This is a genomic window from Devosia sp. UYZn731 (assembly GCF_040546795.1).
Classification (GTDB): Bacteria; Pseudomonadota; Alphaproteobacteria; order Rhizobiales; family Devosiaceae; genus Devosia.
Window position 1 is genome coordinate 316239 of the sequence record NZ_JBEPOL010000004.1, and the last position, 17160, is coordinate 333398.

Genomic DNA, 17160 nt, shown 5'->3' on the forward strand with positions numbered 1-17160 from the left:
GACGTCGAGGGACAACAGATGGCACGCGTGTCGAGCAGCAAGGTCGACCAGGAGCTGTCGGAGAGCCAATTCGAGCGCATCTTGCGCAATGCCGGCAGTGTTGCTCTGGTGTTCCTGGGCTTCATGGTGCTGGTGGTTGCGTTGCAGGTGGGGCAGGTGTTCCTTGCCCCGGTTTTCCTCGCCATCGTCATTGGCTTGATGTTCGGGCCAGTCGCCGATCGGGTCGAGCGCTTTGGCGTGCCGCCGGCGCTGTCCTCCGCCGTGGTGGTGCTGCTGCTGATCGCCGTGATCCTGCTGGGCATGGCGCTGTTTGCGGTGCCGCTATCGGAATGGGTCGCCAAGGGCCCGATGATCTGGCAGAAATTGCAGGCGGAACTGGCCAATTTCAAGGAGCCGCTGGCCGCCATCGGCTCGTTCCAGGAGCAATTGGGGTCGGTCTTCGGGCGATCCAGCGCCATGAGCGTGACGGTGGACAATGGCGGCGGCGCCGTGACCAGCATCGCGCTGCTGGCGCCCGCAATCCTCGCACAAATGCTGATATTCCTAGCCAGTCTCTACTTTTTCGTGGCGACGCGCGACCATATCCGCCTGTCGGTTTTGTCGCTCTGCGTCAGCCGACGGATGCGCTGGCGCACAGCGCATGTGTTTCGCGATGTCGAACAGAAAGTGTCGCGGTTCCTGCTGTCCATCACGATGATCAATATGTGTGTCGGGGCTGCGGTCACGCTGGTCATGTGGGCCATCGGCATGCCCTCCCCGCTGCTGTGGGGCGCGATGGCGGCGGTGCTGAACTATATTCCTTATGTGGGTCAGGGCGTCATGATCCTGGTGCTGGTATCGGTAGGTCTTGGGACCCAAACCGGGCTGGAACATATCCTGCTGCCGGTGGCCTGCTATCTGGTGATTACCTTTTGCGAGGGGCAGGTGGTCACGCCCCATTTCATCGGCCGGACGATGACGCTCAATCCGTTCCTGATTTTCCTGTCCATCACGTTCTGGCTTTGGGCGTGGGGTCCGGTCGGGGGCCTCGTGGCTGTTCCGTCACTGTTGATCACCACCTCGATCATGGCGCACTTGTTGCCCAGCAAGCCGCTGGAGCCAAGCCGGCGGGTGCGCCGCACGCGCAATATGACCGACCGCGACGAGTTGCTCGCCAATGCGGCCAAGGCCATTCGCGAACAGGCTGAAGCTGCCGCAACCCCGGCGGAAAAGCGCAAGGACGCCCGCCTTCAGCCCCCCGAAGGCACGCTGCCGAGCGGGGTCGAAACGGCGACCTGAGGGACTGCCCTGCAGCCATGACGCTTGACGCCGTGATGAGCAGGCGAAACACTTGCCGCTCAATGCAGGAGAGTGTTCGTGGCGGTTGAAGTAGTGGGGCATGCGGCAGAGGCGGCGAGCCATGGCATAGATTTGGTGCCGGTCGTGGTGCTGCTGGCGGCGGGCGTGATTGCCGTGCCGTTGTTCAAGCGACTGGGGCTTGGCAGCGTGCTGGGATATCTGGCTGCGGGCCTTCTTCTGGGGCCATCCGGCCTCGGCCTCATCCATGATCCTGAATCTGTGCTGGCGGCGGCGGAACTCGGCGTCGTCATGTTCCTTTTCATCATTGGCCTTGAAATGGAGCCCGCGAAGCTGTGGGCGCTACGCAAGCAGATTTTCGGGCTGGGCGTTATCCAGGTGGCCGTCTGTGGCGCGCTGTTGACTGGTGCCGGCGTGTTGCTGGGGTTTTCGCCGGTGGTGGCCTTCATTTTCGGGATGGGCTTCGTGCTGACCTCGACGGCCATCGTCATGCAAATCCTGGGGGAGCGGGGCGAGCTGTCGACCGATAGCGGGCAACGCATGGTGTCGATCCTGCTGCTGGAAGATCTCGCCATCGTGCCGCTGCTGGCCATTATCGCGATCCTGGCGCCGACGGGGGAAGACGGCGGGCTATGGGCGCGCCTGACCAGCATCGCCATCGCGTTGGGCGCCGTGGCGCTGCTGATTTTCCTGGGGCGGCGAATCATGAATCCGCTGTTCGCGCTACTCGCCGCCAGCAAATTGCGCGAGGTGATGACGGCAGCGGCGCTCCTGGTGGTGCTGGGGGCGGCACTGCTGTTCCAGGTCAGCGGATTGTCTATGGCGATGGGCGCGTTTCTCGCTGGGGTGCTGCTATCAACGTCGGCGTTCCGCAACCAGTTGGAGGCTGATGTCGAGCCGTTCCGTGGCATTTTGCTCGGGCTGTTTTTCCTGGCCGTGGGCATGTCGCTGGACCTGTCGGTGGTGGCCGGACACTGGGTCACCATCGCCATGAGCGTGGTCGCCTATATGCTGATCAAGGCGGGCGCGATCTATGTCATCGCGCGGCTGCTCAAGTCCAAGCATGCCGAGGCGCTGGAGCGGGCGGTGCTGATGTCGCAAGGCGGCGAATTCGCCTTCGTGCTCTATACCACCGCGGCGACGGCGGGGCTGATCGACGGGCCGACCAATGCCATCTTCACCGCCACCGTGATCGTCTCGATGGTCATCACGCCATTCGCCATCATCGCGCTGGGTTACCTGACGCCCAAGCCCAAGCCCTCGATGGAGGGCGTGGAGAAGGTCAGTGGCCTGGATGCCCGCATCCTGCTGATCGGCTTTGGCCGCTTCGGCCAGATCGCCAGCCAGCCGCTGCTGGCCATGCACCATACGGTATCGATCATCGATAACGACACCGACATGATCCGGGTGGCCGCGCAACTGGGCTTCAAGATCTATTACGGCGACGGCACGCGGCTGGATATTCTGCGGGCCGCGGGCGCCGGGACGGCCGACGTGGTGATGATCTGCATCGACAACCGGGAGTCCGCGATCCGCATCGCCGAATTGCTGCGCGACGAGTTCCCGCTGGTCAAGGTGATGGCCCGCGCATTTGACCGTGGTCACGCGATCAAGCTGGTCAATTCCGGGGTCGAATATCAAATCCGCGAGGTTTTCGAATCATCGCTGGCGTTTGGGCGGGCGGCGATCCGCATTCTAGGCGCCACCGATGAGGAGGTTGATAACGTCATGGAGGGCGTGCGGCAGCGCGACCGGCAGCGGTTCGACCTGCAACAGGCCGGTGGGCCGGCAATGGCGGGGCGGCACCTGCTGCTCAGCAATGCCGAGGATCAGGCCCGCGAAAGTGGCGTCGACATCGATCCCGAGGCGATCGAGGAAACAGTTTCCAAGACTACTCATCCAGTCGAACCGGCATAGAGCCATGCAAAATTCTGGGGGTTTCAACTGCCCAAATTAAGTGCAAGACTAAAGTCTCTAGAGGGGAATACATCGTCATGAAACCTGGATTGCGATATGCCGCAACAGCCGATCGTTTACGACGCCCCTACGCCGGAGCCACGTGCCACCACCGTTGAGGCCATCCAGGCCGAAATCCTAGAAAGACTGATTTATTCAGTCGGGAAAGACCCCATTGTCGCCCGCCCACATGACTGGCTGGCGGCCACTATCCTGACGGTACGCGACCGGGTCATGGATCGCTGGATGGAGTCCTCACGCGAGACGTGGCGGACCTCGCAGAAGCGCGTCTATTATCTCAGTCTCGAGTTTCTCATCGGTCGCCTGATGCGGGACGCGATGAGCAATGTCGGGCTGATCGAGCCGGTGCGCGATGCGCTCAAGAACCTCAATGTCGATCTGGGCGACCTGATCAACCTGGAGCCCGATGCGGCTTTGGGCAATGGCGGTCTCGGCCGGCTGGCGGCGTGTTTTCTGGAATCCATGTCGACCCTGAAGATTCCCGCCTACGGCTATGGCATTCGCTATGTCCACGGCCTGTTCCGGCAGGAAATGAGCGAGGGCTGGCAGGTCGAACTGCCCGAAGAATGGCTCGCCCACGGCAATCCATGGGAATTCGAGCGGCGTGAAAGCGCCTATGAGGTCGGCTTTGGCGGCCATGTCGAGCCGGTGACCGATCCGGACGGCACCATCCGCCAGGAATGGCGACCGAACGACCATGTGCTGGCGGTGGCCTTCGATACGCCAATCGTGGGTTGGCGCGGCGCCCGGGTGAACACCTTACGGCTGTGGAGCGCGCAGCCGATCGATCCGATCCTGCTGGACAAGTTCAACTCGGGCGACCATATCGGCGCGCTGGAGGAAAGCTCGCGGGCGGAAGCGATCACGCGGGTGCTTTACCCCGCCGACTCGACGGCGGCGGGCCAGGAACTGCGGTTGCGCCAGGAGTTCTTCTTCTCGTCGGCATCGCTGCAAGACATCGTGCGCCGACATTTGCAGCAATATGGCGATCTGGGCTCGCTGCCCGAAAAGGTGGCGATCCATCTCAACGATACCCATCCGGCGATTTCGATCTGCGAGCTGATGCGCATTCTGGTCGATGACAATGGGCTGAAATGGGCCGACGCCTGGAAGCTGAGCCGTGGCGTGTTTGGCTATACCAACCATACGCTGCTGCCCGAGGCGCTCGAAACCTGGCCGGTGGCGCTGCTGGAGCGGCTGCTGCCGCGCCACATGCAGATCATCTACCAGATCAACGCCGACGTTTTGACCGAGGCGCGGGTGCGCGCCAAGTTCACCGACGCGCAGATCGCCAATGTGTCGCTGATCGACGAAGCGGGCGGCCGGCGCGTGCGCATGGGGCAGTTGGCGTTCGTGGGATCACACTCGATCAACGGCGTTTCGGCGCTGCACACCGAGCTGATGAAAAAGACGGTGTTTTCGGACCTGCACAAGCTCTATCCCGACCGCATCAACAACAAGACCAATGGCATCACGCCGCGCCGCTGGTTGATGCAGTGTAATCCGGGGCTGACCAAGCTGGTGATTGACCGCATAGGACCCGGATTTCTCGACGATATCGAGCTGCTCAAGGGGCTCGATGCGCATGCCGACGATCCCTCGTTCCAGGGGCAGTTCGCAGCCGTCAAGATGGGCAACAAACGCCGGCTGGCACAGTTGATCAAGGATCGGCTGGGCATCGTGGTATCGCCGGACGCGATGTTCGACGTGCAGATCAAGCGTATCCACGAATACAAAAGGCAATTGCTGAACATTATCCAAGCTGTTGCCGCCTATGATGAAATTCGGGCGCATCCGGAACGCGAATGGGTTCCGCGCGTTAAGATTTTTGCGGGCAAGGCGGCTCCGGGCTACTGGAACGCCAAGCTCATCATCAAACTCATCAATGACGTGGCCAGGGTCATCAACAATGATCCTGCGGTGCGTGGCCTGCTCAAGGTGGTCTTCCTGCCAAACTACAATGTCAGCCTTGCCGAAGTGATCGTACCTGCCGCGGACCTGTCCGAGCAGATTTCGACCGCTGGCATGGAAGCCTCGGGCACCGGCAACATGAAGTTCATGGCCAATGGGGCAATCACCATCGGCACCATGGATGGCGCCAATGTGGAAATGCACAAGGAAGTGGGCGCGGACAATATCGTGATCTTCGGCCTGACCACCGATGAGGTCAACGACAAGCGGGCCAAGAGTGAAGTGCCACGGTCGGCGATCGACAACTCGTCGCGGCTCAAGGAAGCGCTGGGGTCGATTTCATCGGGCGTCTTCTCGCCGGACGATCCGAACCGCTATCGCGACCTGATCGGCGCGCTCTACGACCATGACTGGTTCATGGTGGCGCGTGACTTCGACGCGTATGTCGAAGCGCAGGCGCAGGTGGACGCGATCTGGACCGACAAGCGGCGGTGGAACGCCATGGCGATCCGCAATACCGCCCATGTGGGGTTCTTCTCGTCGGACCGCACCATCCGGCAATATGCTGCCGACATCTGGGGCGTGACGGTGCCCGCATGACGATACGACTGGCGGTAACTGACCTCAAGATCAGGCCGGCAGGAAACATAGGGTCATATGTGGCGCACTGGTGCGCTGCGACGGACCATAGGGGGATGGACGTTTGAGTAAGGAAACCTGGCAGGCCGACTCGGCAGAGGTGGATGCAATCGTTGCTGGTCGGCACGCCAATCCGTTCGGCTTCCTGGGGCTGCAGCAGATCGGCACCGATTGGGTGCTGCGCGCGTTCATTCCGCATGCCGAACTGGTCGAGGCGTTCACGCTGGATGGTACGGAACTGGGCTTTTTGACGCCGCGGCATCCGGCAGGCTTTTTCGAGGGCCAGGTCACGGTCGACAAGCGTCAGCCGATCCGCTATCGCGCCAAGAATGCCGGCGGCGAATGGGAGGTCTACGACCCCTATAGCTTTGGGCCGGTGCTGGGGCCGATGGACGATTACTACATCGGCGAAGGCAGCCATTTGCGGCTGTTCGACAAGCTCGGCGCCCATGAGATGGAATTCGAGGGCATCCACGGCACGCATTTTGCGGTGTGGGCTCCGAACGCCAAGCGCGTTAGCGTTGTTGGGCCGTTCAACGAATGGGACGGGCGGCGCAATCCGATGCGCAACCGGTTCGAGAACGGCATCTGGGAAGTGTTCATTCCGGTGCTGGGCACGGGGACGCTGTATAAATTCGAGATCGTCGGGCCCGATGGGGTAGTACTGCCGCTGAAGGCCGATCCGTTTGCGCGGCAATCGGAAATGCGGCCAAAGACGGCTTCGGTGGTGCCAGATCCGACGCCGTTCGTATGGACCGACCAGAAATATATCGAGGAGCGGGCGACGCGCGATTGGCGCCGCACGCCGATGTCGATCTATGAGGTGCATCTCGGCTCATGGCGCCGACGGCCGGATGGCGGTTTCCTGACCTATGACCAATTGGCCGAGCAGCTCGTGCCCTATGCGGCCGACATGGGCTATACCCATATCGAGCTGATGCCGATTACCGAGCATCCGTTCGATCCGAGCTGGGGTTATCAGCCGACCGGGCTTTATTCCCCAACGGCACGGTTTGGCGATCCGGCAGCGTTTGCGCGTTTTGTCGACGCGGCACACGAGGCGGGGTTGGGGATTATCCTCGATTGGGTGCCGGCGCATTTCCCGACCGACGAGTTTGGGCTGGCCCATTTCGACGGCACGGCGCTCTACGAACATGCCGATCCGCGGCAGGGCTACCACCCCGACTGGAACACCGCGATCTACAATTTCGGCCGGCGCGAGGTCGTCAGCTTCCTCGTCAACAACGCGCTGTATTGGCTGGAGAAATTCCACATTGATGGGCTGCGGGTCGATGCGGTGGCATCGATGCTGTATCTCGATTATTCGCGACAAGCGGGGCAGTGGGTGCCCAACAAGCTTGGCGGCAACGAAAACCTCGAGGCCGTCGAGTTCATCCGCAAGGTCAATATCGAAGCCTACCGGCTGCATCCGGGCACATTCATGATCGCCGAGGAATCCACGTCATGGCCCGGCGTCAGCCATCCGGCCTATACGGGCGGACTGGGTTTCGGGTTCAAGTGGAACATGGGTTTCATGAACGACACGCTGCGGTTCATGAGCCGCGAGGCGGTGCATCGCAAGTACCACCACAACGACATGACCTTCGGCATGGTCTACGCATTCTCCGAGAATTTCGTGCTGCCGCTGAGCCATGACGAAGTGGTGCATGGCAAGGGCTCGCTGATCGAGAAAATGCCGGGCGATGACTGGCAACAGTTCGCTAACCTGCGCGCGTACTACGCCTTCATGTGGGGCCATCCCGGCAAGAAGCTGCTGTTCATGGGCCAGGAATTTGCCCAGCGCGAAGAATGGGCCGAAAGCAAGTCGCTGGATTGGTGGTTGCTCGACGCCGGCGCGCATGAAGGCATGCGGCGGTTGGTGACGGATTTGAACACCGCTTATCGCCAGCTTCCGGCTCTCCATGAGCGGGATTGCGAGCCGGACGGGTTCGAGTGGATCATTGGCAATGACTATGCCAATTCGGTGTTTGCCTGGGTGCGCAAGGCGCCGGGGGCGGAACCGGTGCTGGTGATCTCCAATTTCACGCCGGTGCCGCGCGAGAATTACCGCATCCCGATGCCGGCTGCTGGCAAATGGGTCGAGCGGATCAATACCGATGCCGGATGGTACGCCGGCAGCAATACCGGCAACCAGGGCGCCGTCATAGCCAAGCCCGTGGAAGGCCAGCATTGGCCGGCGGAGGCGGAGCTTTACCTGCCGCCGCTTTCGACACTGTTCCTGAAATTCGAACCGGAATGAGCCGGTTTCATTGAGATACGTTCCGGACTAATCCGGGCATATAACGGAGGGCAAGAATGGCAGACTATCGAGTTCCTTCACCGCTGGCACGCGAGGCGATGGCCTATGTGCTCGCTGGTGGCCGCGGTACGCGGCTGATGGAATTGACCGACCGGCGCGCCAAGCCGGCCGTGTATTTCGGCGGCAAGTCGCGCATCATCGATTTTGCGCTGTCCAATGCCATCAATTCGGGCATTCGCCGAATTTCGGTGGCGACGCAGTATCAGGCCCATAGCCTGATCCGGCATCTGGGGCGCGGCTGGAACTTCCTGCGGCCGGAGCGTAACGAAAGCTTCGACGTGCTGCCCGCCAGCCAGCGTGTGGCCGAGGACATGTGGTATGCCGGCACCGCTGACGCCGTGTACCAGAACATGGACATCATCGAGGATTACGGCGCGCGCTATATCGTCATCCTGGCGGGCGACCATATCTACAAGATGGACTATGAAATCATGCTGCGCCAGCATGTGGACACCGGTGCCGATGTGACCATCGGGTGCCTGGAAGTGCCGCGCATGGAGGCCACCGGATTTGGCGTGATGGCTGTCGACGGACGCGACCGGGTTGTCGATTTCGTAGAAAAGCCCAAGGATCCGCCGGGGATACCGGACAATCCGAACATGGCGCTGGCCTCGATGGGCATTTATGTGTTCGAGACGCGGTTCCTGATGGAGCAGTTGCGCCGCGACGCCGCGACCGAAGGCTCCAGCCGCGATTTCGGCAAGGACATCATTCCTTATATCGTCAAGAACGGCACCGCCTGGGCGCACCGCTTCAACCGCTCCTGTGTGCGCTCGTCCAAGGAAGACGTGTCGTACTGGCGGGACGTCGGCACCATCGATGCCTATTGGAAGGCTTCGATCGATTTGACCGACATCCAGCCGCAGCTCGATCTTTACGATCGCGACTGGCCGATCTGGACCTATGCCGAGATCACCCCGCCGGCCAAGTTCGTGCATGATTTCGACGGTCGTCGCGGTGCGGCGGTCAATTCACTGGTGTCGGGCGACTGCATTATCTCGGGCGGCTATCTGCAGAAGACGCTGCTCTCGACCGGCTCGCGGGTGCATTCTTATTCCGAACTCAATGAGGCGGTGGTGCTGCCCTATTGCGATATCGGGCGCAGCGCGCGGCTGACGAAGGTGGTGATCGACCGCGGGGTGAACATCCCCGAGGGACTGGTCGTTGGCGAGGACCCCGAATTCGACGCCAAATGGTTCCGGCGCAGCGAAGAAGGGGTGACGCTGATCACCCAGGCGATGATTGACAAGTACCTGGCGAGCCGATGATCGAAGTCCTCTCCGTTGCGGCCGAAGTCTATCCGCTGATCAAGACCGGGGGGCTGGCCGACGTGGCCGGCGCCCTGCCTTTGGCGCTGGGCGACAAGGGCGTGACCCTGCGTACACTGCTGCCGGGTTATCCGGCGGTGATGAGCAAGATCGATGGCGGCCGGGTGGTCGCGGAAATCGATGATCTGTTCGGCGCGCCAGGCAAATTGATCGCGGGCCGGTTCGCGGGGCTCGACCTGATCGTCATCGAGGCGCCGCATCTCTATGACCGGCCGGGCAATCCCTATGTGGCGCCGGATGGCTGGGACTGGCCGGATAACTGGAAGCGGTTCGCGGCGCTGAGCTGGGTGGCGGCCGAACTAGCCTGGGGGCTGGTTGATGGCTATCGTCCGCAGGTGATCCATTGCCACGATTGGCAGGCGGGGCTGGTGCCGGCCTATATCAAATACGGCACGCCCTCGGGCATCAAGACCATCATGACCGTCCATAATATGGCCTTCAAAGGCTTTTTCGGACGCGAAATTTTCGCTCAGTTGCGACTGCCACCGCAGGCGTTCGAGGTGGGTGGCGTCGAGTATTATGGCGGGATTTCCTACCTGAAATCGGGCATGGAATGCGCCGATTACGTCACCACGGTGAGCCCGAACTATGCCGATGAAATCCGCACGCCGGAATTCGGCATGGGGCTGGAAGGGCTGCTCAACGGGCGCGCCGATACGGTGATCGGCATCCTCAACGGCATCGATACCGCCGCCTGGGACCCGATGACCGATGCGTCGCTCCCGCAAAAATATTCCGGCAATACGGTGCATCTGCGCCGAGCCAACAAGGCCCGGCTGGTGGAAAAGTTTGGCCTCGACGGCGAGGACGGCCCGCTGTTCTGCGTTATCAGCCGGCTGACCGACCAGAAGGGCATGGACCTGCTGCTGCAGGCGCTGCGCGGTCTGGTCGAGCTGGGGGCGCGATTGGTCGTGCTCGGCTCGGGCGAGGGGTATCTGGAAGACGGGTTCCGCCATGCCACGGGGCTGTATCCCGGCAAGGTCGGCATCATCACGCGCTACGATGAGGACTTGTCGCATCTGATCCAGGGCGGGGCGGATGCGATCCTGATCCCGTCGCGGTTCGAGCCGTGCGGGCTGACCCAGCTTTATGGGCTGCGCTATGGTTGCGTGCCGGTAGTGAGCCGCATTGGCGGGCTGGCGGACACGGTGATCGATGCCAATCCGGCGGCGTTGGATGCGGGCGTGGCGACGGGCATAATGTTCGATGCCAATAGCGCGCACGCGCTTTACGAGGCGATCCGCAGGACGGTTCGGCTCTACAATGACGACAAGACCTGGAAAAAAATGCAACGGCGGGGGATGAAGTCCGACGTGTCTTGGGAGGCGAGCGCGGGTCGCTATGCCGATCTCTACGCCACACTGACAGGGCTCAATATTCATGACGATTCAAACGATTAACACGACGCCCTATGACGATCAGAAGCCGGGGACCTCGGGCCTGCGAAAGCGGGTGAAGGTTTACCAGCAGGAGAATTACGTCGAGAACTACCTGCAGGCGATTTTCGATAGCCTCGAGGATTTTCAGGGCAAGACGCTGGTAATTGGCGGCGATGGGCGGTTCTACAATGATGTCGCCATCCAGACGGCGATCCGCATGGCCGCCGCCAATGGGTTCGGCAAGGTGATCGTGGGGCAGGAGGGTCTGCTGTCGACCCCGGCCGCGAGTCATCTCATCCGGCACTACAAGGCGTTTGGTGGGCTGGTGCTGTCGGCCAGCCACAATCCGGGCGGTCCGGACGGCGATTTCGGCATCAAGTACAATATCGGCAATGGCGGGCCGGCGCCCGAGAAGATCACCGATGCGGTATTCGCGCGCAGCAAGGTGATCGAGAGCTACAAAATCGCCAATGAGCGCGATGTCGAGCTGGGACGGCTGGGCATCCAGAATTCGGCCGGGATGATCGTCGAGGTCGTCGATCCGGTCGCCGACTATGCCGCATTGATGGAGACGCTGTTCGATTTCCCGGCGATCGAAGCGCTGTTTGCATCGGGCTTCCGCATGACGTTCGACGCCATGCACGCGATCACCGGGCCATACGCGCATGCCATCCTCGAAGGCAGGCTGGGCGCGCCGGTGGGCACCGTGGTCAACGGCAAGCCCTTGCCCGATTTCGGCGGCGGGCATCCCGATCCCAATCTGGTCTATTGCAAGGACATGTTCGACCTGCTGATGACCCCAGAGGGCCCCGATTTCGGCGCGGCCTCGGACGGCGATGGCGATCGCAACCTGATCATCGGCAAGAACCGATTTGTGACGCCATCGGATTCGCTGGCGCTGCTGGCGGCCAATGCGCATCTGGCGCCGGGCTATAAGGGCGGTATTGCCGGCATTGCGCGCTCGATGCCCACCAGCGCGGCGGCGGATCGGGTGGCGGAAAAGCTCGGCATCGAAATGCACGAGACGCCGACGGGCTGGAAGTTCTTCGGCAATCTCCTCGATGCGGGTCGGGTGACGATCTGCGGCGAGGAAAGCGCCGGCACGGGCTCGAGCCATGTGCGCGAGAAGGACGGGCTGTGGGCGGTGCTGCTCTGGCTCAACATCGTCGCGGTGCGCAAGCAGAGCGTCGATGAGATCGTGCGCGAGCATTGGGCCACCTATGGCCGCAACTACTACACGCGGCACGACTATGAAGAGGTCGATGCGGGCATTGCCAGCGGCCTGGTGGATGACCTGCGCGCCAAGCTTCCCGGCCTTGTGGGCCAGAACTTCGGCGATGACCTGCAGGTCGCCTATGCGGACGACTTCACCTATCACGACCCGGTGGATGGCTCGACCAGCGCCAAGCAGGGCATCCGCATCGGTTTTACCGATGGGTCTCGTATCGTACTGCGCTTGAGTGGAACCGGCACCGTCGGGGCAACGTTGCGGCTGTATCTCGAAAATTATGAGGCAGCTGATGGACGACACGATCTTGAGACCCAATCCGCCCTTGAGGAGCTCATCGAACTCGCCGACCAACTCTCAGGCCTCAAGCAGCGAACCGGCCGTCAGGAACCCAGTGTCATCACCTAATGTCGGCAATCTGATGAAACCCAATCTGGTTCCCGGCGCCGGGAGCATCGACAAGCTCGGCGCCACCATTGTCGACGAGGGCGTCAATTTCGCCGTCTATTCGGAGTCGGCCTCCACGATCTGGGTCTCGATCTATGACGAGCAGGACCAGGAAACCGACCGGTTCGAACTCGACGTGCATCAGGATAATATCCGCGCCGGCCTCGTGGCCGGGCTTGGCGCCGGCACGCGCTATGGCTTGCGCGCGGACGGGGAATATAACCCGGAGCAGGGGTATTTCTTCGATCCGCAAAAGCTGCTGGTCGATCCCTATGCGCGCCGGTTGGACCGGGTGTTCGTGCGCTCGCCGCGGCTGCGGCTGGATCGGCAGGAGGCGGTGGATACGGCCGAACTGATTCCCAAGGCGATCGTGGTCAGCGATGGCAATGAAGCCATCATGCCGCGTAACCGCGCGCCCAAGCTGATGTATGAGCTCAATGTGCGTGGTTTCACCATGCGCCATCCGAGCGTGCAGGGGCCGTTGCGCGGCACTGTCGCGGCGCTGACGACGCGGCGGGTGATCGACCATTTCAAATATCTGGGTGTCGATACGGTCGAATTGATGCCGATCGCGGCCTGGATCGATGACGGTCACCTGCCCAGCCTGGGCCTGACCAATGCCTGGGGCTATAATCCGGTCAGTTATTTCGCGCCCGACCCGCGCCTGATGCCGCGCGGGCCGCAGGAATTGCGGAACATGACCGATCTGTACCGCAAGAACGGCATCTCGGTGATCCTCGATGTGGTCTACAACCATACCGGCGAGGGCGACGAGAACGGGCCGATGCTCTCGCTGATGGGGCTGGATGCCAAAACCTATTACCGCTTCGTCGAGGTCGATGGGCAGCAGCATCTGGTCAACGATACCGGCACCGGAAATACGCTGCGCTGCGATCATCCCGCGACACAGCGGCTGGTGATTGAAAGCCTACGCTACTGGGTCGAGGAAATGGGCGTGTCCGGCTTCCGCTTCGATCTGGCGCCGGTCTTGGGCCGCGAGCCGGGGTTCAATCCGAATGCCGAGCTGTTGCAGAAGATCAAGGCTGATCCGGTGTTGAGCAAGGCGATCCTCGTGGCCGAACCTTGGGATCCGGGTCCGGGCGGCTATCAGCTCGGGCAGTTCGGCAAGGAATTCCGCGAGTGGAACGACACCTATCGCGATGAAGTGCGCAGCTTCTGGCGCGGTGACGATGGCAAGATCGGCGCATTGGCCGGCAAGGTCGCCGGTTCCGCCGAGATTTTCAACTTTGCCGGGCGCAAGCCGACCAGCGGCGTGAACCTGTTGGCCGTTCATGACGGTTTCACGCTGCGTGATCTCGTCAGCTACAACGACAAGCACAACGAGGCCAATGGCGAGAGCAATCGCGACGGGCACAGCAACAATTCCTCGTGGAATTGCGGTGTCGAGGGCGAGACCGACGACGAGGCCATCAATGCGGCGCGTAAGCGCGATGTGCGGGCGCTGCTGGCCACGCTGTTCCTGTCACGCGGCACGCCGCTGATCCAGCAGGGCGATGAGATGTACCGAACCCAGAGCGGCAACAACAATGCTTATGCGCAGGACAATGAAATCACCTGGGTCGACTGGGAAACCAATGACGGCGACCTGGTGGATTTCGTCGCTGCCGCGCAGCGGTTTAGACGGAGCCATCCGGCGCTGACGCATGAGCATTTCCTGACCGGCGCCACCGACAAGGCGGGCATCCGCGACGTGGTGTGGCTGCATCCGGACGGGCGCGAAATGAACGAGGGTGACTGGCAGGAATCCGGCGCTTCGGTCCTCGGCATGCAATTGCGGACCAAGGACGATGAAGTGCTGGTGTGGTTCAATCGCCGCACCGAGCCGGTGGTGGCGCGCATGCCCGAGGGCGACTGGGTGGTCGGGATCGAATCCGACGATCAGGCCGATGTGGCGTTCTCCGAAGGCACCGTCACCCTGACGCCGCGCTCGGTGGTGGCTTTGGTGCGCGACCAGTAAGCTTAGCGCGAGACTTCAACCATGCCGAGCCGGGCATAGAGCCGGCGCGCGGGCTCTTCGTCGGTGTCGACCTTGAGGTCGACATGGGCAAGGCCGCGCGCGGCGAAGAGGGCGAAGGCGTGTTGCATCAGTGCGGCGCCGACGCCTTAGCCGCGGAAACGTTCCGCGACCGCGAGGTCCTTGATGAAGCCCGACGTCCAGCATTGCATGAAACCCGCTATGCTGCCGTCCTCCGTCTGAGCGGGCACGCAAAGGGCGGGGTCGAATTCATCGTAGCTGGTCATGTTGCCGTACCAATCCGCAAGCGGGGCGACGAGACCGGGGAACGCCTCTTCCAGCACCGCGTGCAGCAGGCGTGGGTCGACGGAGTCAAAGGCTGCCGGCCTGATCCCAGGGGGCCAAACGGGCGCCTCGACCGCCGTGTCGAGATGCTTGCGCATACGAAGATGGCTTGTGCTCACGGCTACTCGGCCGCGACGGCGTCCTGCAGGCCGCCGGCGTGCTCGATATAGGCGATGATCTCGTCGAGGGCTTCGCGGCGGAGCAGGTCGGTGAAAATATAGGGCCGGCCCTCGCGCACCTTCTGCGTGTCGCTTTCCATCACCTCGAGGCTGGCGCCCACATAGGGGGCCAGATCGGTATGGGTGATGACCAGCAGGTCCGAACGAGAAATGGCCGGGCCGCCTTTGCGCGGTATTTTTTCGCCCTGGGCTACAGAGATGACATAGATCGTCAGGTCGGCCAGGTCGGGCGAGAAGGTCGCGGCCAGGTTATCGCCGCCGCTCTCGATCAGGATGATATCGAGATCGGGAAACTTGCGGTTGAGATCGGCGATGGCGGCGAGGTTCAGCGAGGCGTCCTCGCGGATCGCCGTATGCGGACAGCCGCCGGTTTCGACGCCGACGATGCGGTCCTCGGAAATGGCCTGGGCGCGCGCCAGGATCAGCGCGTCTTCCTGGGTGTAGATATCATTGGTGACGACAGCCATGGAGTAGCGGTCGCGCATCGCCTTGAGCAGCATCTCGCAGAGCGTGGTCTTGCCGGAGCCGACGGGGCCACCGATGCCGATGCGCAATGGACCGTTGAGCGACTTCATACCAACCTCATCACCACAAGAACCAGAAAGCCTGCGCCGAGCGCCAGGCATAGCGGTGAGTATACACGCCGGTCGTTGAGGCGGAAGTTGGGTTGGGGGGTTTTGGCCTTGAACCAGGCGGTGTAGCCGGCAATGCCGCGCGCTAGAAAAATGGCGGCGAAGGGGACGCCGAGCAGCGTCATGCCCACGCCGCCGCTGTCGTGATCGGCGAGGGCCAGCGCGGTCACGCCGGAGAGGATGGTGAAAAGCGCGACGCCGAACGACGCCAGCTTGGGCGGCATGTGTTCAACGCCAGCAGTGCCGACGACCGTCTGGGCCAGCAGCTTTTCCTCGCGGATCGGCCAGGTGCGGCCGATCGACCAGAGCAGGTGGGCGAAGCAAACCGCCAGCAGGGCGACGAACATGAAGGCGGCGATCAGCATGCTCATGAGCGGAAAATTCTTGTCGTGAGGGTTTCGTGGCGCATCTGGGCGATATCAGCGGCGTAGGCGATCGTGCCGATATCGTCCAGTGCGGCATGCTGGCACAGTTCGGCACGGGCCAGAATAGTGGGCTCCAGGGCGGCCATGATTGCGAGGCCGTCGGACTGGCCGATGGGGACGAGACGGACGGCGACCGAGACTTGGGCGTGGACAATGGCAGTCAGGAACGCGACCAGCGTGGCGGCTAGATCGATGCCGTGGGCGGCGGCGATAGCGCCGACGGCGATGGGGTAGGGGCAGGGCTGGGGCAGTGATGCATAGACCGGTGACGGCCAGGCGCGGGCGGCATTGGCGAAGGCGTCCCCGGTGATGGTGGTTTCGTCATGGCGCTCGCGGGCCGGGGTGAGGGCGAGGCAGAGATCGGCCAGCTCGCTGAGAGCGGCGGCATTGGTAGAGCGGTGAGCGTGGGCGAGCAGGATGGCGTCGGTGCGCAGGCCGCCATGGGCGAGGCTGGCCTCGATCCAGTCATGCGTGGTGGCGCGATCGTGGATGCGGGCATCGACGATGGCGGTTTCGAGCCCGGCGGACCAGGCGAAGGCGCCGACCGGGAAGGCAGGGGAGAGCCAGGTCAGCAGTTTTTGCAGGTCGCCGGCTTTGGTCATCGGGCGAGCAGAGCGTGGCCGGGTTCGGCGTGGCTATGATAGGCGCCGTGTTCGGCAAAGAACGGTTCGGACACATTGGTGACGACGGCGCCTAGGCCTTCGAGCATGGTCTTGAGCACGTGGTCGCGCTTGATCAGGATGCGGCTGGCTTCGAGTTGCGCCGAAGTGTGGCGGTTGCCGATATGCCAGGCGAGACGGACCAGGTGGTCGGCGTCGCGGGCGCGGATTTCGTAGAGCAGTTCGGGGGCGGCGATGACTTCGACCAGGCGGCCATCTTCAAGCTGGATGGCGCCCTGGTGGTCCAGGGTGATGGTCTGGGGGAAATCGAGCATGATTTCCTCGCCGTTCTGTAGCCGCAGCAGCTTGCGGCGGAGGCGGCGTTCGTCGTGTTCGAGCACGACGCGGTCGAACGGGATGCCCTGGCGGTGCTCGGCGGGGAGGTGGGATAGGGCACGCAGCATGAAGGGCTTTCCGGGG

The 17160-nt window shown here is 62.5% G+C and carries 13 protein-coding genes and 1 pseudogene; 8 read left to right on the forward strand and 6 right to left on the reverse strand.

Annotated features, from left to right (window positions below; genetic code table 11):
- Positions 1-18 precede the first annotated feature (18 nt).
- The 8 genes from ABIB57_RS12160 (at position 19) to glgX (ending at position 14503) form a co-directional block, all read left to right on the forward strand.
- Entirely contained in the window at positions 19-1278 is a 1260-nt protein-coding gene (locus ABIB57_RS12160; RefSeq protein ID WP_354041090.1) for an AI-2E family transporter, read from the forward strand.
- A 78-nt stretch (positions 1279-1356) separates the two neighbouring features.
- Entirely contained in the window at positions 1357-3213 is a 1857-nt protein-coding gene (locus ABIB57_RS12165) for a monovalent cation:proton antiporter-2 (CPA2) family protein (RefSeq protein WP_354041092.1), read from the forward strand.
- 96 nt (positions 3214-3309) lie between these two features.
- The gene (locus ABIB57_RS12170; protein WP_354041093.1) at positions 3310-5784 is read left to right on the forward strand and encodes a glycogen/starch/alpha-glucan phosphorylase; all 2475 of its coding nucleotides are present in this window, start codon (positions 3310-3312) and stop codon (positions 5782-5784) included.
- 103 nt (positions 5785-5887) lie between these two features.
- The gene (glgB, locus tag ABIB57_RS12175; RefSeq protein WP_354041095.1) at positions 5888-8083 is read left to right on the forward strand and encodes a 1,4-alpha-glucan branching protein GlgB; all 2196 of its coding nucleotides are present in this window, start codon (positions 5888-5890) and stop codon (positions 8081-8083) included.
- Positions 8084-8139: 56 nt separating this feature from the next.
- The gene (gene glgC / locus ABIB57_RS12180) at positions 8140-9411 is read left to right on the forward strand and encodes a glucose-1-phosphate adenylyltransferase (RefSeq protein ID WP_354041097.1); all 1272 of its coding nucleotides are present in this window, start codon (positions 8140-8142) and stop codon (positions 9409-9411) included.
- Positions 9411-10871 (forward strand): glycogen synthase GlgA, encoded by a 1461-nt coding sequence (gene glgA / locus ABIB57_RS12185; protein WP_354041373.1) that lies wholly within the window; start codon positions 9411-9413, stop codon positions 10869-10871. The genes glgC and glgA overlap by 1 nt, the downstream gene beginning before the upstream one ends.
- Positions 10852-12486 carry an alpha-D-glucose phosphate-specific phosphoglucomutase gene (locus ABIB57_RS12190; protein WP_354041099.1) on the forward strand — a complete coding sequence of 545 codons (1635 nt, stop codon included), beginning with the start codon at positions 10852-10854 and terminating at the stop codon, positions 12484-12486. Before glgA ends, ABIB57_RS12190 begins: the two co-directional genes overlap by 20 nt.
- A gap of 13 nt (positions 12487-12499) precedes the next feature.
- Positions 12500-14503 (forward strand): glycogen debranching protein GlgX, encoded by a 2004-nt coding sequence (gene glgX / locus ABIB57_RS12195; RefSeq protein ID WP_354041101.1) that lies wholly within the window; start codon positions 12500-12502, stop codon positions 14501-14503.
- A 2-nt stretch (positions 14504-14505) separates the two neighbouring features.
- On the opposite strand, the pseudogene ABIB57_RS12200 reads toward glgX, so the two are convergent.
- The 6 genes and pseudogenes from ABIB57_RS12200 to ABIB57_RS12225 all read right to left on the reverse strand — a co-directional run.
- Positions 14506-14637, reverse strand: a pseudogene (locus ABIB57_RS12200) (GNAT family N-acetyltransferase); the annotation flags it as partial.
- A gap of 12 nt (positions 14638-14649) precedes the next feature.
- On the reverse strand, positions 14650-14943 hold the full coding sequence (locus ABIB57_RS12205) for a hypothetical protein (protein ID WP_354041103.1): 294 nt from the start codon (positions 14941-14943) through the stop codon (positions 14650-14652).
- A 23-nt stretch (positions 14944-14966) separates the two neighbouring features.
- On the reverse strand, positions 14967-15599 hold the full coding sequence (ureG, locus tag ABIB57_RS12210) for an urease accessory protein UreG (protein WP_299732268.1): 633 nt from the start codon (positions 15597-15599) through the stop codon (positions 14967-14969).
- Positions 15596-16027 carry a DUF3995 domain-containing protein gene (locus tag ABIB57_RS12215; RefSeq protein ID WP_354041105.1) on the reverse strand — a complete coding sequence of 144 codons (432 nt, stop codon included), beginning with the start codon at positions 16025-16027 and terminating at the stop codon, positions 15596-15598. The genes ureG and ABIB57_RS12215 overlap by 4 nt, the downstream gene beginning before the upstream one ends.
- Positions 16024-16683, reverse strand: a complete 660-nt coding sequence (locus ABIB57_RS12220; protein ID WP_354041107.1) for an urease accessory protein UreF — start codon at positions 16681-16683, stop codon at positions 16024-16026. Before ABIB57_RS12220 ends, ABIB57_RS12215 begins: the two co-directional genes overlap by 4 nt.
- The gene (locus tag ABIB57_RS12225) at positions 16680-17144 is read right to left on the reverse strand and encodes an urease accessory protein UreE (protein ID WP_354041109.1); all 465 of its coding nucleotides are present in this window, start codon (positions 17142-17144) and stop codon (positions 16680-16682) included. Before ABIB57_RS12225 ends, ABIB57_RS12220 begins: the two co-directional genes overlap by 4 nt.
- Positions 17145-17160 lie beyond the last annotated feature (16 nt).

Coding starts and splice junctions, on each gene's coding strand:
- ABIB57_RS12160 (WP_354041090.1), top strand. CDS start 19: ATGGCACGCGTGTCGAGCAGCAAGGTCGACCAGGAGCTGTCGGAGAGC.
- ABIB57_RS12170 (WP_354041093.1), top strand. CDS start 3,310: ATGCCGCAACAGCCGATCGTTTACGACGCCCCTACGCCGGAGCCACGT.
- glgC (WP_354041097.1), top strand. CDS start 8,140: ATGGCAGACTATCGAGTTCCTTCACCGCTGGCACGCGAGGCGATGGCC.
- ABIB57_RS12190 (WP_354041099.1), top strand. CDS start 10,852: ATGACGATTCAAACGATTAACACGACGCCCTATGACGATCAGAAGCCG.
- glgX (WP_354041101.1), top strand. CDS start 12,500: ATGAAACCCAATCTGGTTCCCGGCGCCGGGAGCATCGACAAGCTCGGC.
- ABIB57_RS12205 (WP_354041103.1), bottom strand. CDS start 14,943: ATGCGCAAGCATCTCGACACGGCGGTCGAGGCGCCCGTTTGGCCCCCT.
- ureG (WP_299732268.1), bottom strand. CDS start 15,599: ATGAAGTCGCTCAACGGTCCATTGCGCATCGGCATCGGTGGCCCCGTC.
- ABIB57_RS12215 (WP_354041105.1), bottom strand. CDS start 16,027: ATGAGCATGCTGATCGCCGCCTTCATGTTCGTCGCCCTGCTGGCGGTT.
- ABIB57_RS12220 (WP_354041107.1), bottom strand. CDS start 16,683: ATGACCAAAGCCGGCGACCTGCAAAAACTGCTGACCTGGCTCTCCCCT.
- ABIB57_RS12225 (WP_354041109.1), bottom strand. CDS start 17,144: ATGCTGCGTGCCCTATCCCACCTCCCCGCCGAGCACCGCCAGGGCATC.